Annotated in this window: 12 protein-coding genes; 7 read left to right on the forward strand and 5 right to left on the reverse strand. The window is 36.9% G+C overall.

Going from position 1 to position 15,583, the window contains the following annotated elements; genetic code table 11:
• Window positions 1-103 precede the first annotated feature (103 nt).
• Window positions 104-655, reverse strand: a complete 552-nt coding sequence (locus H4J38_RS06950; protein ID WP_182130876.1) for a VF530 family DNA-binding protein — start codon at window positions 653-655, stop codon at window positions 104-106.
• A gap of 176 nt (window positions 656-831) precedes the next feature.
• Between H4J38_RS06950 and H4J38_RS06955 the strand changes: the two genes are divergently transcribed.
• On the forward strand, window positions 832-1,395 hold the full coding sequence (locus tag H4J38_RS06955) for a DUF2780 domain-containing protein (RefSeq protein WP_182130878.1): 564 nt from the start codon (window positions 832-834) through the stop codon (window positions 1,393-1,395).
• A 364-nt stretch (window positions 1,396-1,759) separates the two neighbouring features.
• A complete protein-coding gene (locus H4J38_RS06960; protein ID WP_182130880.1) occupies window positions 1,760-2,215 on the forward strand; it encodes a hypothetical protein in 456 nt (151 codons plus the stop codon).
• 209 nt (window positions 2,216-2,424) lie between these two features.
• Here the strand turns inward: H4J38_RS06960 and H4J38_RS06965 are convergent, their stop codons facing one another.
• The gene (locus tag H4J38_RS06965) at window positions 2,425-2,844 is read right to left on the reverse strand and encodes a tetratricopeptide repeat protein (protein WP_182130882.1); all 420 of its coding nucleotides are present in this window, start codon (window positions 2,842-2,844) and stop codon (window positions 2,425-2,427) included.
• Between the two features lie 460 nt (window positions 2,845-3,304).
• On the opposite strand from H4J38_RS06965, the gene H4J38_RS06970 reads away from it, so the two are divergent.
• The gene (locus H4J38_RS06970; RefSeq protein WP_182130884.1) at window positions 3,305-4,927 is read left to right on the forward strand and encodes a methyl-accepting chemotaxis protein; all 1,623 of its coding nucleotides are present in this window, start codon (window positions 3,305-3,307) and stop codon (window positions 4,925-4,927) included.
• A gap of 215 nt (window positions 4,928-5,142) precedes the next feature.
• Here the strand turns inward: H4J38_RS06970 and H4J38_RS06975 are convergent, their stop codons facing one another.
• Both H4J38_RS06975 and H4J38_RS06980 read right to left on the reverse strand, forming a co-directional pair.
• Window positions 5,143-5,337 (reverse strand): helix-turn-helix transcriptional regulator, encoded by a 195-nt coding sequence (locus tag H4J38_RS06975; RefSeq protein ID WP_182130886.1) that lies wholly within the window; start codon window positions 5,335-5,337, stop codon window positions 5,143-5,145.
• Entirely contained in the window at window positions 5,334-5,768 is a 435-nt protein-coding gene (locus H4J38_RS06980) for a hypothetical protein (RefSeq protein ID WP_182130888.1), read from the reverse strand. Before H4J38_RS06980 ends, H4J38_RS06975 begins: the two co-directional genes overlap by 4 nt.
• A 487-nt stretch (window positions 5,769-6,255) precedes the next feature.
• On the opposite strand from H4J38_RS06980, the gene H4J38_RS06985 reads away from it, so the two are divergent.
• Window positions 6,256-7,854: an FGGY-family carbohydrate kinase gene (locus tag H4J38_RS06985; protein ID WP_182130890.1), complete on the forward strand. Its 1,599-nt coding sequence runs from the start codon at window positions 6,256-6,258 to the stop codon at window positions 7,852-7,854.
• A 223-nt stretch (window positions 7,855-8,077) separates the two neighbouring features.
• Here the strand turns inward: H4J38_RS06985 and H4J38_RS06990 are convergent, their stop codons facing one another.
• Window positions 8,078-8,446, reverse strand: a complete 369-nt coding sequence (locus tag H4J38_RS06990) for a VOC family protein (protein ID WP_182130892.1) — start codon at window positions 8,444-8,446, stop codon at window positions 8,078-8,080.
• Between the two features lie 232 nt (window positions 8,447-8,678).
• Here H4J38_RS06990 and sbcD point away from each other — a divergent pair, with 232 nt between their 5' ends.
• The 3 genes from sbcD to H4J38_RS07005 are packed head-to-tail and all read left to right on the forward strand — an operon-like array spanning window position 8,679 to window position 15,525.
• A complete protein-coding gene (gene sbcD / locus H4J38_RS06995) occupies window positions 8,679-10,073 on the forward strand; it encodes an exonuclease subunit SbcD (RefSeq protein WP_182130893.1) in 1,395 nt (464 codons plus the stop codon).
• The gene (locus H4J38_RS07000; protein ID WP_182130895.1) at window positions 10,073-14,011 is read left to right on the forward strand and encodes an AAA family ATPase; all 3,939 of its coding nucleotides are present in this window, start codon (window positions 10,073-10,075) and stop codon (window positions 14,009-14,011) included. The genes sbcD and H4J38_RS07000 overlap by 1 nt, the downstream gene beginning before the upstream one ends.
• A 47-nt stretch (window positions 14,012-14,058) precedes the next feature.
• Window positions 14,059-15,525 (forward strand): NAD(P)/FAD-dependent oxidoreductase, encoded by a 1,467-nt coding sequence (locus H4J38_RS07005; protein WP_182130897.1) that lies wholly within the window; start codon window positions 14,059-14,061, stop codon window positions 15,523-15,525.
• Window positions 15,526-15,583: the final 58 nt, after the last annotated feature.

Consider the following 15,583-nt stretch of genomic DNA (forward strand, 5'->3'; position numbering starts at 1 on the left):
TTATGATGAGCAAAAAAATAAAATCTTTATAATTAATGGTTTAAGTGATTAACGGGCATTATTTGGTTTAGGTATTTAATGAAATTCTTAAAAAATAGAATAATTACCTAGGTGCATCAGCGTAAGGATCAAATGGTTTATTTTCATCCGAACGGCTATTGACACTATTTGGCTTTTCGCTTGACTGAGGGCGACTACTTTGACGTTTATGCTCAGGTATATATTCTTTATTATACTCTTTTTTATGCTCTTTTTTATGTTCTTTTTTATATTCAGGCTTAGAGCGATGAGTCTCTTTAAAGCTATCTTTGCTTAAGGGGATAATCGCTTCACCACGTACTAACACTTTTGGTTTTTTCGGTTTGATATGCAACGGAATAACGCGTTTGCGCGGTGGAATTTCAAATTCGTCTTCGCCGGCTTCTGGTAAGTTTTTGTAATCATAAAGGTAAAAACGTTCAAGTTTTTCTCTAGCCCACTCAGTTTTACGTAAAAACTTTAAGCTTGACGCCATACTTGGGTTACTTTTAAAGCAATGTATTCGCGTGTACTCAGCCAAAATATCAAAGCCATAGTGAGTTACTAATTCGTTTAGTAGTGTGTCTAATTTTAATCCATGTAAAGGATTGTGTAGTTGTTCGTTTTCTTGACTCATGGTTGACTTAGTTTGACCGACATTACTTGATATTATACACCGAAATGCTTGGGTGATAAGTGCTGATTTTACCTCTATGTTAAGTGATGTGAAATAAAGCAGTGCCTGCAGTTCTAATAAATGTTGTACACTTGCTTTAACTAAGTAGTAACTTTTGATAATAACGGATAACTCAAATGAAAAAACTGATCGTACTGTTAACTATTTCAACGTTAAGTAGCTCGGCTATCGCACAAGAAACAAGTTGGTTTGAAAGCTTGAAAAATTTGGTAGGTTTAGGTGATACAACTGAGCAAACTGTTGAAGCTAATACTCCTGCTGTGCAAAACACTGATGGTTTGGTTGATATGTTAACGAGCTCATTAGAAGTTAATGCTGAACAAGCATCTGGCGGAATGGGAGCTATTTTTAATTATGTTAAAGATAATGTTTCAACTGAGCAATTTAGCAAACTGGCTAACTCAGTTCCCGGTGTAGAAGGACTTGTTAGTCAAATGCCTGATATTAGCAAGCTTAACTCAGGTTCAAGCGAAGGCTTTGGTGGCTTACTTGAAAAAGCGTCACAATACAGCGATTCATTAAAATCTATTAATGATGTAAAAAAGCAATTTGAAGCTTTAGGATTAAAGCCTGAAATGATCGGTAACTTTATTTCCACTGCGCAAAACTACTTAGACACTGAACAAGGCCAACAAGCAAAACAAGTGTTAACTGACGGTTTAGGTCAACTGTTAGGTTAAGTACTTTTAGGCGTTAATTTGCTAGATGCTTATTGAGTTAGTGATAGCTAATAAGTATTGATGAAATTAGACCGCACTTTCTAGTAAATTACTTTGCTAGAAAGTGCTTTTTCGTTTTACATAGTCAATAAAATTCGTCGCTTTATGTGAAACTAATAACAGTGTTTATCTATTTATCCTACTTAATAATCGCTATTTAATACCTTTAATCTTGCTGTTTAAATAGCAAGAATAATTGACCAACAATTTATTATTAAAAGTGATACAAACGCTTACATTAAAAATATATATAAAGTTGAATTCATTAAATCCTACTGCTAACTTACTAAAATAATTATAATAAAAACTAATAAAAGGATTTTTAATGAAAAAATATATTTTTGCTTTATCACTTGTATCTTTGTTCAATTCGGCAGGCGAGTTTGAAACAGCGGTTGGTTTAGGCCATCAATATGGCAGTATTTTAGGCGCGCAGCTCGGCTATAAAACAGAATCTACTAAATATTATGCATCATTAGGTTACGTCGGTATTGCGACTGGCTTTCAAACAACCTTTAGTGAAAATTCAAAACATGCCTATGGCTTAGTTGCTGGAGTGGAGGCATGGGAAAGTGATCATGGATTTATCTTCGCAACATATGATTATCATTTTAATGGTTTTTCTAACCCTGGATTTGTCATTGGAACAGGCTTTGGCTTTACTCGAGGAGAGAGCTTAGGTGACACATTTGTTGATTTTTCTAGTTATGGTGAAAGTGAACCAAAAAAACAAGAAGACATAAAAGCTGAATTCACATTAAATATTGGTTATAAGTTTTAGTTTTTAATCCGACTTGATGTGATTTTTAATAGAAGTAACTGACATTTAATTTATCTAATACCTTAACTATTCCTGCCATTGCAGGTTAGTTAAGGTATTAAAGTTTAATAACTTATTTAATATATACTTTTAAATCGCTATTTCATTCGTAAAACAGAGTTGTATTCATAACACTAAACTGGCGTTATCAAATACTTTCGCGCTAAGTTTTAAGCACCTTTTAACTCTTCCAACAACTCTTGAATTTCAACTTTTAAATCTTTATCAGCAATTTTATTACTGTTAATTTTAGCATTTTCTAAATGCTCAATTGCACTTGTTTTATCACCTAATTCTACTTGTAGTGATGCGATTGCAAAAGCTATTGACGAGAGAAAATCTTTTGAGTTTATTGCTTGTGCTTTTACTAACGCTTTTTCATAAATAGTAACAGCTAATGCTAAATCATCTGTAAAGTCAGCAAGAGTTTCCCATTGTACGGGATGATCTTTATCACTATCTTCATTATCGTCACAGACTTGCTGTAATTCAGAATAATATTCATCAAAGAGAACTTGGTTTTTTCTCACCGAAGCTTGTAATAAGTCTTTAGCCAGAGCATGTACGTGCTTGTATATTTTTGTATTCATGGTTTACCTTACTTTTATTTTCCATAAAAATCTGACGATGATTATACCTATCGAATTAAATAATTGTTCACTTAGCATTAATTAAACGGCTTATAGATAGGTTATTTGCTCAAAATTGGACTAATTACGTTTGTTTATATCAGGCGCATCACAAAATGAATAAGCCGAATATAGCTTTTAAAATTCGCAATTTGGAATCTGAATTTGGGCGATTATAATAACACCATCAAAGGCATGAAATATACGGCTAGATTGATGTTAAAGCTAGTTTAACTCAAAAAGCAAAGCTAATAATAACTATGTATTACACATTTTGATTGCTTGACGCTCAGCGACGATATCTGTGTTATTTATATACTGTTGGTTTAAATTTTTTAAGCCAACATATAAAGATAATTTCTTTTATTTACTTTACATTGGGTTATATTAACTACACAAGTACGAAAGGGAATATGAATTTATGTCATTTAATATTTTACGTAAATTACAGTTTATGGCTGTAACCATTATTATTCTGTTTACTGTTGTAATTTTAATTATTCGCTCAAATAGCAATTTAGTCGCCGATGATTTTGAAACTTTTTATCAACAAAATTATAAAATATCCTCACAGTTTGAACGCGTTAAAGAAGTGCAAATTGACACTATGGTTAATGTCCGCGGATTGCAAATTAGCTATCTGTTGTCACTCAGCGATCAAACGCCAGGCTATTTAAAATCAATTAAAAATAATAAAGCACTAACACCAAAATTACTTAATGAAATGACACCCAATTTTTCGGGCAATATAAGTGAACTAGAACAGTTAAAGAAACTCAGTATAGACTTTCAAAACAAAGCGATTGTATTTGTTTCAGCAATGCAAGACTCGCCAGAGAACAAAGCGCCATATCCTGTATTTAAAGCCTTCATGGACTCGTATGATGATTTAATTGCCTTCTTAAGCGAATTCAAAACCCAAGTAGATTTATCTGCCGACAAGACAAGAGATTCAGTTGTTAATAATATTGAAGATAACCGTGTGGTTTTTTATATCGGTATTATTTTTGCTGTGATTATTTCACTTATTTTAAGCTTTATTATTGCCAATAGAATAAGTACCGGCATCAGGAATGTTCGAGATACAGCAGAGAATTTAGCGAAAGGCTCTTTAGAACAAAAAGCAATAGTGAATAGTAATGATGAAGTTTTAGAACTTGCCCAAGCGCTAAATAATACTATCTATAGCTTAAAAGAAACCATTATATCTATTAGCGAATCTGGCAAGTTAGTTGATAAAAACAGCACCAATATCCTGAAATTAAATGAAGCGATGTTAACTAGTTCAGATTCAATTACAGATAATACTAATTTAGTGGCAACGGCTATTGAAGAAATGTCGTTAACCACTGATAGCATTGCAAAAAACACCACAGAATCAGCTTCTTTTGCCACTGAAATTCAAGCCTTAACATTACAAGGTTTGCTCTCATCTAATCAATCAGTTAAAGAAATTAGTTCGTTAATCAACTCTCTCAGTGTTTCTGCTAATGTGGTGCAACAACTAAAATCAGAGACAAGTAATATAGAGAAAATTCTTGAAGTTATTCGTGGTATTTCTGACCAAACCAATTTGCTCGCTTTAAATGCGGCAATTGAAGCCGCACGGGCGGGTGAACAAGGTCGAGGATTCGCAGTTGTAGCCGATGAAGTGCGAGGACTTGCACAACGCTCACAAGAGTCTGTTAATGAAATTGAAAGTTTATTAGGTAACTTGACTAAAGCAGGTGATGAGGCAGTTAAAAAAATGGTCGAAAGTTCTGATACGGCTAAATCCCTACAAGAAAAAGTTGGCGAAAGTAACGGTTTAGTTGAAAAAATTCAAACCAAAGTTGATTTAGTGAATAACCAATCACATCAAATTGCCGCTGCAGCCGAAGAACAGAGTGTTGTAGTTTTAGATTTAAGTAAAAATATGCATGAAATACAAATGCTACTCGAAGACAACGCCAAGTTAGTTAATCAATCAAATGAGCAAAGTGTTGAAATGAAAGTAGCAAGCCAGCAAGTTCAGGATCGCGTTAATTATTTTCTTGTGAAGTAACTCATACTTAGTGATGCTAATAGAAGTGTGTGAAGGTGGATTTAGCATGGTTAAATCATACCATTTAACCCAGACCTGATGTTTTCTTCTAAATCATTAGCTAACAATTAGTAATTGTCAGTTAAGTTTTGAAAGCTAAAGGCCTAATTCATGGGGTAGGCCTTTTATTATGCATTTTGTGTGGCATATTTAGCAGCATATAACTCATTATTGACTTAGGCTTCATCCTGAAATATTTCTTCAATGCTCAGTTTAAATAACCTTGCGGCTTTAAAAGCCAATGGCAAACTGGGATCAAATTTACCTTTTTCTATCGCGTTAATGGTTTGGCGAGAAACTTCTAATGCCTCAGCAAGTTGTGCTTGTGTCCAGTCTCTTTCAGCCCGTAGTACTTTAAGTTTATTTTTCATCGGTATTTACTCTGACCAATAAAAGTTGCCACTATGTAAGTTAACCCCATAAAAATAACCAAGTGAGAAATTTCTGCGTGATAGCTTATTAAGTTTAATACATCTAAATTTGAGTAAGTTAAACCAACCACTAAACTCAAACCTAAGGTTATGCCCATGGCATTTAGTTGAATGCGTTGCTGCATTTCATCTAAGCCTTTTAGATGATGTATATTCGCGAATACCATTTTCAAACCTAACGCTAAATTTAGCAACACAGCTAAAACTGTTAAGGTAAGGTTAAAGTCCCAAATAAATCGTTGGCCAAAATTTGCCAGCGCCATACTTAATACCCACGCTGCAGTCCAAAAGCCCATTTTTGCGGTATTACTTTTATTTTTTTTCTGCCACGATGTTGGTTTGCTTGTATTTTCATTGTTATTGTCTGTCATCAGTCTGACTCCACTGTTAATTGTACTTTACTAAAAGTTAAGTTTACTTTACATTTATTAATGTAGGTTATGCTACATCGTATGTCAAGTTTACTTTACTTTTATTGTGATTTATTGACGTTTAACTAGGTGCTAGTGGCTAAACCTATAGCTTTACTTGGCTTGTATTGACTTTGGCACTTCTGGTAACTGTAAAAATATTCGGTTTAATCATTCATGTGAGTCAACTATGAGTGATGATATTAAACAATAAATACTGGGTTATGTTGCTTAAGTTTTTATCGTGTTAATCTCAAGCTATATAATAAATAGTGTTCCACTAGGTTAAAGTAAATATATCCATTAGCGTTTGTTTATAGTCGTTATCATTTTAACTTCGAATAAATGAGCAATAATATACTGCACCATCATTGCTCGGTGTTGTCTTTACTTGTGGCTAAATAATTGAAGCCTGGCAATCGTGAAACAACTAAGAATAAGTAAATATATGACCCAAAGTTGTTCAACAGAAAGTACGAAAAATCACCCAAGTGACTTGATCTTAACCATAGACAACGGCACACAAAGTGTTCGTGCTTTGTTATTTGATTTACAGGGCAATTTAGTGGCTAAAAGCCGCATAGAATTAGAAGCTTACTTTTCTACAAAGCCTGGCTGGGCCGAGCAACACGCTGATTACTTTTGGCAAATGTTAGGGCAGTGTTGTCAGCAACTATGGCAACAAAAAAAGGTAATTGAAAATGATTATCGTGCAAGAGTTACAGCTGTCACCTTAACCACACAGCGTGGCACTGTTATTAACTTGGACAAAAATGGTCAAGCCTTGCGTCCTGCAATTCTCTGGCTCGATCAACGGTTATGTAAAAGAAATAAGCCCATGCCTTGGTATTGGCGTGTCGGCTTTGCTCTTATTCGTCAGCATAAAGTGGTGGACTATTTTCGTCGTAAATCTCAAGCAAATTGGTTGGCACACTATGAACCTGAAATTTGGCAGAAAACCGATAAATTTTTATTATTATCAGGTTTTTTAACTTACCAATTAACCGGGGAGTTTAAAGACTCCGTAGGCAGTATTGCTGGTTATTTTCCGCTTAATTACAAAAAACAAACATGGGCGAGTGCGTGGCGCTGGCAATGGCAGGCGCTACCCGTGAAAAGATCAATGCTGCCTAGCTTAGTTAAACCGGGTGAAAAACTTGGTGGTTTGACTCCCGAAGCTGCGGCTCATATTGGCCTAAAATTAGGCACAAAGGTAATTGCTTCCGCGTCTGATAAAGCTTGTGAAGTTTTGGGCTCGGGCTGTATTAGCCCAAACATGGCAAGTTTAAGTTATGGTACAACGGCTACCATCAATACTAATAATGTAAAGTATGTTGAACCACACACTTTTATTCCACCCTATCCCTCAGCTATTCCTAATCATTATAATAGTGAAGTGATGATCTATCGTGGCTTTTGGATGGTGAATTGGTTTAAACAAGAATTTGGACAAAATGAAATTGAAAAAGCCCAAACCTTAGGTGTCAGCGCAGAGAGTTTATTTGACCAGCTAGTTGCCCAAGTGCCGCCGGGTTCGATGGGACTAATGTTACAACCCTATTGGTCGCCGGGATTAAAAAATCTTGAAGCTAAAGGCGCCATTATTGGTTTTGGTGATGTGCATACCCGCGCCCATATTTATCGTTCAATTTTAGAGGGCTTAGCTTACGCGTTGAGAGAGGGTAAAGAGAATTTAGAAAAACGACAAAAATGTAAAATAACCAAGTTAATGGTTTCAGGTGGAGGATCGCAGTCAGATGCGGCATTGCAACTTACCGCCGATATTTTTAATTTACCCGCGCATAGGCCACATACTTTTGAAGCATCAGGGTTAGGCGCGGCAATCAATGTCGCTGTTGGTTTGGGCTATTTTGACAACTACCAACAAGCAGCACTTGCTATGACACACATTGAAAAAACATTTATACCCAATCAGGCAAACGTGGTGCTGTATAACAAATTATATCAGCAGGTATATTTAAAAATGTACCAACAATTAAAACCTATTTATCAAAGTATTAAGAAAATAACTGGCTATCCAGAGTAATAAAATCCAGTCGAGCTTAGTTTGGTTCAACTTAACATCTACCTCAACAGCGCTTTTTTACTGATAGCTTAAAACTGACAGCTTATAGCTAGATAAAGCTTTAAGTTTTGAGCTGTCAGCGATAAGTAACTCATAGGAGGCTTTTAGGTTGGCACTTGTTTTTGCTTTTACTGATAGCTTAAAACTGACAGCTTATATAAGCACTGAGTATTAGGGTTTTAAGTTAAAGTGTATTGCTATGTAGCGCAATACGATTGCCTTCTGAGTCATGAATGATGGCGCGAAAACCATGGCCTCCAAGTGATATTTTATCTTCTACCAGTCGGCCGCCATGCATTTCTGATTGTTTAATCGCATCGTCAAGTCGGCCATTAACATTAAAATAAATCAGTGGCCCTGAGGTGAAAATTTGTTCAGGCGGTGAGGGTACAAGGCAGCCTGAAACATTGGTTTGGGCATGCGGTAGAATGCCAACAGTGAAATGTTCAAACTCTTCCTTTTTAACAATTCCTTTAAGGGTCGCGCTATAAAACTCAATAGCGCGCGATAAATCTATAACGGGAATATCAACCCAAACAATTTGATTTTCCATAGTGCTTTCCTTCGTTGTTTATTTTGTAATTTACGGTATTAATATGGAACAAAAACAACCTTTATGTTGTTAATAAGTATAGTTGAGTAATTTAATTAGCCATATTTATAGTGTGGACGCTTAATTTAATTATCGGACTTTTTAAAGGTTTCTATACTGGTTAGTAGTAAGCTTGCCGGAGAGTCGGTAGAATAATTGCTTTGATTTTTATAACTTTGGCGTGCACGACATTATGCGAATTATTCACACTTCTGACTGGCACTTAGGCCAACATTTCTATGGGAAAAGTCGAGCACGTGAGCATCAGCAATTTTTAAATTGGTTAATTACGCAATCTAAAAGTCAGAAAATAGACGCCATTATTGTAGCGGGTGATATTTTTGATACTGGCACGCCACCGAGTTATGCTCGCGAAATGTACTTTGATTTTATTGCTAAGTTGCATCAAACACATTGCCAGTTGGTAGTCTTAGCGGGTAATCACGACTCAGTTGCTATGTTATCTGAGTCGAAAAAGTTACTGCAGCAGTTATCAACACGGGTTATTTCAGCGGCGAGTGATGACATGGCTGAGCAAGTATTTCTCATCAAAAGCCTTAAAACTAAACAACAAGCCGTGATTTGCGCTATTCCCTTTATTCGGCCGCGCGATATTGTTAAAAGTTATGCTGGGCAATCTGCCAATGAAAAACAACGTTCGCTCCAGCAAGCAATTACAGGTCACTACCAAACTTTATTTGAACATGCACAGGTATTATCAACGGCTAATCAAGAGGAAGGGACTCGTTTGCCTATTATTGCCACGGGACATTTAACGACCATTGGCGCATCTACTAGTGAGTCTGTGCGTGATATTTATATAGGCACTCTAGAAGCATTTCCTGCTAGTGAATTCCCCGCGGCAGACTACATTGCTTTAGGCCATATTCATCGGCCTCAAAAAGTAACCAAGAGCGAGCATATTCGTTATAGCGGCTCACCCATCGCATTAAGTTTTGATGAAGCTAATACGCAAAAGAGTATTGTTATTGCACAATTTAAGGCCGGAGAGCTTAGCAACGTTGAGCTATGCAATGTGCCATGCTTTCAACCTTTGTCGATGGTAAAAACACATTTAGAAACCTTAACTGAAGATATTTCTGCCGTTGTTAAATCTAAAACATTAGAATCAAAAAACGCAGAGTCGAGCACTGAAGAATCGAAAAATACAGACTTAAAAAATATAGGTTCACAAAATAATCGGGCTGAGAAACAAGATAAAATTTGGCTTGATATTGAAATTGAAAGTGCAGAATACTTACTAGATTTAAGCGCCAGAATTGAGCAAATAGTAAAAGAAATGCCTGTTGAAGTGTTACTCGTTAGGCGCAGTAAAAAAGCGCGTCAACAAATGCCTAGTCATGAGAAGAAAGTCACCTTAAGTGAACTAAGTGTTCAGGAAGTATTTGAAGCACGCTTGGCATTAGAGCCTTGGCAAACCGATGAACAGCAACAGCGTAAAACTCGCTTAAATAGTTTGTACCTCAATATTGCAGAGCAAACACAACTGACCAGTTCAACAAAGCGTGCTTTAACAGAGCATAGCGAAGCTGATACTAGCTCGACTATCAAAGCGGAGGCAAAATAATGAAAATATTATCGCTACGCTTTGAAAATATTAATTCTTTAAAAGGCCATTGGAAAATTGATTTTACTCAGTCTCCCTTTGATACCAGTGCGCTTTTTGCCATTATTGGTCCAACAGGTGCAGGTAAAACCACCATACTTGATGCTATGTGTTTGGCGCTATATCATCAAACACCAAGACTAACCATTTCAGATAAGCAAAACCAGTTAATGACTCGCCATACCGCGCATTGTTTAGCTGAAGTTGAGTTTGAAGTTAAAGGCCAAGCTTACCGTGCATTTTGGAGTCAACGCCGAGCAAAAAATAGTATTGAAGGTAATTTACAAAAACCGACCGCCGAGTTAGCTAAAATAGTCGCTACAGGTGAAGTCAACATTGAAGGTGACAGTGAAATAGCCACTGGTGAAGCCGAAGTTATCGCGACAAAAGTTTCCGACATTCGCACAGAAATAGCACGATTAACTGGTTTAGATTTTTCTCGCTTTAGAAAATCAATGATGCTCTCGCAAGGTGAGTTTGCTGCTTTTTTAAATGCACCAGCCAATGATCGCGCCGATTTATTAGAAGAGTTAACGGGCAGTGAAATTTATGGCGATATTTCGAAAGCGGTATTTGAACAACATAAAGAGGCCAGTAACGAGTTAAAACTATTGCACGCTAAAAGTACTGGCATGCAATTGTTATCGCCTGAGCAACAACAGCAAATTAATGAGGAACTGAACAAAGCGTCCGCAATGCAGCAACCTTTTGAAGCACAACTCGCGCATTGGCAGAAAATTAGTAGCTGGTTGATGAATGTGCAAAGCGCTAATAAACAAAAATTACTTGCTGAGCAACAACAAGCGTCAGCACAGCAAACACAACAAGAACATGCTACAGAGCTGCAAGCGTTAGCCTTGTCAGAGCCAGCTGAAAACCTACGCGCCGAATATCAACAACTTAATTATTTTAATCAGCAACTTGTTGAGCTGAATGAGCATGCAAAGTTACTTGAAGCTGATGCTAAGCACAGTAAATTTCAGGTAGATAATGCCGAGCAATCACTCGCAGAGTTTTTGATAGCGCATGAAAAATTTGTTGCTCAACAGCATGAAACTGAACAGTTAATTGTTGAGCAAGTTTTACCGCTTGATAGCAAAATAGCTCAGTTGAATGAGCATAAAAATCAACAAACTGCTCGAGTAAATGCTGCGAACGAAGCCTTAGTTCAAGCGACTCTGCAAAACGAGCAGTTAACCGTACAAAAGCAGTTGCAACTAGATAAAATCACCAATGCGCAAGTTATTATTCAGCAACAAGGGCACTTGGCTACATTGCCTGAACACTTGCCGTTATGGCGCAATATTCTTGCTCAAATGGTTAATGAAAAACAGCTGAGTTTTGAACTGTTCACCCTAAATGAAAACCTACAAAAACAAGCCGAATTAGTAGCGAATGAACTTACCAAAGAGCAACAACACTTAGTAGAACTAGAAGCAGAATGTAAACAACAACAAGTAACGCTCAACACAAAAGAAAACGATGTATCCCAGTTGTTGCAACAATATCAGTGTCAAAATGAGCAAGCGCTTAGTCAGCAATTACATGAAATGCAATCGACTATAAACGAGCAAGCACAAGCTCTACATAATGCAGAACGTTATCAAACATTAACCACTGAATTGCAAAGTATTGATAAAACATTAGCCGCAGATAATCAACAATTAGCAAGCTTAGCAGCGCAATTAGCACCGTTGCGTGAACGCTATAAAAGCCAAAAATCTGAGTTTATTGATGTGCAGCTAATTGTAGAACAACAAAAAACCATTATGTCGCTAAGTGCGCACAGAGCCAATTTAAAAGCAGATGAAGCTTGTCCATTATGTGGTTCAGAACAGCATCCGGCGATAGCAGATTATCAGGCCCTTGGTGACAATAATTCAATTGAAAGCGAACATCAACAGCGCTTAAAACAGCTGAGTGTTGAGTTAGAACAACTTGAACTTCAAGGTAAAACCTTGTCTTCAGAGCAAGACAGACTAAAAGAAAAGCTTAATTTAACCATTGAAAATAAAGCAATAAAACAACAAGAGCAGCAACAATTATCTCAGCAATGGTCAGCACTGCGAGAGTTATTAAAAATTGATTTTGAGCTATCAGCCTTTGAGCAAATAAAAGCTGATATTCAAGCACGGAGACAACATTTTGAGCAGCTAAATAATGCTAACAACCAATTACAGCAATTAAAGCAGGGCATGCAAATACAAGTTGAATTAGTTTTAGGGCTAGAAAAGCAGTTAGTAAACTTATCTAATCAGCGCCAAAATAAAACCGTGCAGTTAAACCAGTTGCAACAACACATTGAGCAAAACAAGCAAAACCTTAATCATAAGCTTGAGCAAATATCACAAGAGTGGCAAAAGCTAAGCCTATTTATGCAAGAATGTCAGCTGGTAATGCCAGAATGTTTTAGTGTTTATCAGTTCTCTGATACTACTGAAGGGAGTGGTATTTCGCCTAATGAATTTATTGATGTTGTGCAATTACAACAAACGTGGATAAATGAACTTGAACAACAAAGCCATGCGTATCAAACGGCCCTTAATGCAGTGGCAACCGATAATGAACAACTACAGCAAGTGCAGCAGCAACTTGCTGTAGTGCAAAGTAAAATTGAACAACTTGGGCTGTCAGAACAAACGATAAAAGCTGAGTTAACGTTAATAGAAAATCAGCACAATGAAGCTAAAGCTCAACGCCAAAAATTGTTTGCAGAGCAAGATGCTCAACAAATGCGTCAACAATTAAAGCAACAACAACAAGCGCAAGAACAAGCGCTTGTTAAACTGCAAAATAGCGTTAATGAACAGACAAACCTTCAACAAAACATTACCGGGAAGTTAAACGGAAATGTAGAGGCGATAAGCCGTTTAACGCCACAACAGCAAGTTGCTGAGCAAACTTGGCAAACGCAATTAACCAATAGTGACTTTGAAACTGAAGCAGACTTTAAAGCGGCATTATTAAGCCAAGAACAGCGTATAAGCTTAAAAGCAATACAGCAAAATATTGAGCAACAAACCCAACAAGCTAATGCACAATTACAGCAAGTGCAACAACAGTTATTGCAACTTGGACAAGATAAAAGTCAGCTTCAAAAGCAGACAAAGCAACTTGTTGCCGCTATTCACGCGAATGAAGAAAATGCCGGTAATATCGATGAACTGCTGAAAGATTTAATGTTCACTGAATCTTTTGAAATAGATGATCATTTAGATTTAGCTGAATTTGACAATAAAGCTGCTATTTGCACGCATACCTTGAAACAATTACAAATTCGCCAAGGACAATTAAGTCAGCAAATCACTCAAGATCAACACCAGCGTAATGAACAACAAACATTACTTGCTGAAATAGTTAAACAACAAGATGAACTGGATGATCTTTCACACCTTAACGGCTTAATTGGTGCGGCTGATGGTGCAAAATTCAGACGATTTGCCCAAGGGTTAACGCTTTCTCATCTAGTTTATTTAGCCAATCAGCAGTTAAATAAGTTGCATGGTCGTTACCAATTACAACGCCAACAATCAGACAGTTTAGCACTAGAAGTGCTAGATACTTGGCAAGCAGATAGTGTGCGTGACACTAAAACATTATCAGGTGGCGAAAGCTTTTTAGTCAGTTTAGCGTTAGCACTGGCGTTATCCGATTTAGTCAGTGCAAAAACCAGTATTGATTCGTTATTTCTCGATGAAGGCTTTGGCACTTTAGATAACGATACTTTAGAAATCGCCTTGTCTGCGCTTGATTCCTTAAACGCCAGTGGCAAAATGATTGGTGTTATAAGCCATGTAGATGCCTTAAAAAAACGTATTGATGTACAAATAGAAGTGAAAAAACAAAGTGGACTTGGCGTGAGTGAATTAGCTGATTGTTATCGCTATCTTGGCAATTAGGCTTTATTGGTATTTAATTCAAACCAGCACAAATAATTGAGATGCCTATGAGCCAAATAAAGCGTAATCCGTCTGTTGTAATCATTGGCGCAGGCATGACCGGCATCTTAATGACAATTAAGCTGCGCCAAGCTGGCATTACAGATATTGTCGTTTTAGAGAAAAAGGCTTCTGTGGGCGGCACATGGCGAGAGAATACCTATCCCGGTGCAGCCTGTGATGTGCCTGCTCATATGTATACATATTCATTTGAGCCTAATCCAAATTGGAGCCGTTTTTTTGCCCGTGGACCAGAAATACAGCAGTACTTTGAACACGTGGCTGACAAGTATGACGTGAAACGCGATATACGTTTTAATGAAGAAGTTACCGATGCAGAATATAACAAAGGTAAATGGACAATTAAGAGCAGTAAAAGTCAAACCTATGTAGCTGATTTTATTGTCTGTGCTACCGGTATATTGCATCATCCAAAATTTCCAGATATCCCAGGTTTAAACGACTTTAAAGGGACTAAATTTCATACTGCTCAGTGGGATCATGATGTCAAAATATCTGACACTACCCGTATTGGCGTAATTGGAACCGGCTCAACCGCAGCTCAAGCCATTCCTGAGCTCATTAATACTGGTGCTAAAGTTTCTGTTTTTCAGCGCACACCTCAGTGGTTAATGCACCTGCCAGATTTTAAGTTTTCAGTAACCATGCGAAAACTTATGACCCGTTTTCCCTTAATCACAAAAATTCATCGTAATGCTGGAAAGTTCTTTTTAGAGCATATTTTTACCAAAGCAGTAACGGGGCATTTTATACAAAAACATTTACTTAACTTTTTATGTAAAGCTAACTTAAGATTAAGTATAAAAGACAAGGTATTACGAGATAAGCTAAAACCTAACTATCAAGTAGGCTGCAAGCGTGTAATTATCAATACAAGCTTTTATAAAGGCATTCAAAAGCCGAATGCTGAATTAGTCACCGCTGGAATTGAGCGCATCACTGAAACAGGTATTATCACTAAAGACGGCAAACTTCATGAGATAGACGTTTTAGTTTTTTCGACTGGATTTAATGCCTTTAATTTTATGCGGCCAATGAACTTAATAGGGCGTAACAATTTACATATTGATACCGCTTGGCAACATAAAATTAAAGCATACCGGTCAATGATGCTAGCCGGATACCCTAACTTCTTTTTAATGCTAGGCCCTAATACTCCCATTGGTAACTTTTCTGTTATTGCCATGAGTGAAGTTCAAACTGACTACGTTATTAAAATGATTAATAGATGGCGTGATCATGAATTTGACGAGTTTGAAGCTAAGCAAGAGGCTATTGACGATTTTAATGCTTATGTAAAAGAAGGATTAAAAGCAACAAGTTGGGTAGGTGGATGCCAAAGCTGGTATTTAGATGCCGATGGCGACCCTATTTTATGGCCATATACATGGCAGAGATGGGTTGACGAAATGAAAAACCCACAGATGGAACACATTGATACCACTTTGTTCTAACTAATTTTAATAGGCTATTTTAACTTGATATGAATCGCTAATTGATGAAGTTTCTAGG

The organism is Colwellia sp. BRX10-3 (genome assembly GCF_014077505.1).
Lineage (GTDB): Bacteria > Pseudomonadota > Gammaproteobacteria > Enterobacterales > Alteromonadaceae > Cognaticolwellia.

Bases quoted from the DNA above. Each gene is read 5' to 3' on its own strand.
- H4J38_RS06950 (WP_182130876.1), bottom strand. From the start codon at position 655: ATGAGTCAAGAAAACGAACAACTACACAATCCTTTACATGGATTAAAA.
- H4J38_RS06955 (WP_182130878.1), top strand. From the start codon at position 832: ATGAAAAAACTGATCGTACTGTTAACTATTTCAACGTTAAGTAGCTCG.
- H4J38_RS06960 (WP_182130880.1), top strand. From the start codon at position 1,760: ATGAAAAAATATATTTTTGCTTTATCACTTGTATCTTTGTTCAATTCG.
- H4J38_RS06965 (WP_182130882.1), bottom strand. From the start codon at position 2,844: ATGAATACAAAAATATACAAGCACGTACATGCTCTGGCTAAAGACTTA.
- H4J38_RS06970 (WP_182130884.1), top strand. From the start codon at position 3,305: ATGTCATTTAATATTTTACGTAAATTACAGTTTATGGCTGTAACCATT.
- H4J38_RS06975 (WP_182130886.1), bottom strand. From the start codon at position 5,337: ATGAAAAATAAACTTAAAGTACTACGGGCTGAAAGAGACTGGACACAA.
- H4J38_RS06980 (WP_182130888.1), bottom strand. From the start codon at position 5,768: ATGACAGACAATAACAATGAAAATACAAGCAAACCAACATCGTGGCAG.
- H4J38_RS06985 (WP_182130890.1), top strand. From the start codon at position 6,256: ATGACCCAAAGTTGTTCAACAGAAAGTACGAAAAATCACCCAAGTGAC.
- H4J38_RS06990 (WP_182130892.1), bottom strand. From the start codon at position 8,446: ATGGAAAATCAAATTGTTTGGGTTGATATTCCCGTTATAGATTTATCG.
- sbcD (WP_182130893.1), top strand. From the start codon at position 8,679: ATGCGAATTATTCACACTTCTGACTGGCACTTAGGCCAACATTTCTAT.
- H4J38_RS07000 (WP_182130895.1), top strand. From the start codon at position 10,073: ATGAAAATATTATCGCTACGCTTTGAAAATATTAATTCTTTAAAAGGC.
- H4J38_RS07005 (WP_182130897.1), top strand. From the start codon at position 14,059: ATGAGCCAAATAAAGCGTAATCCGTCTGTTGTAATCATTGGCGCAGGC.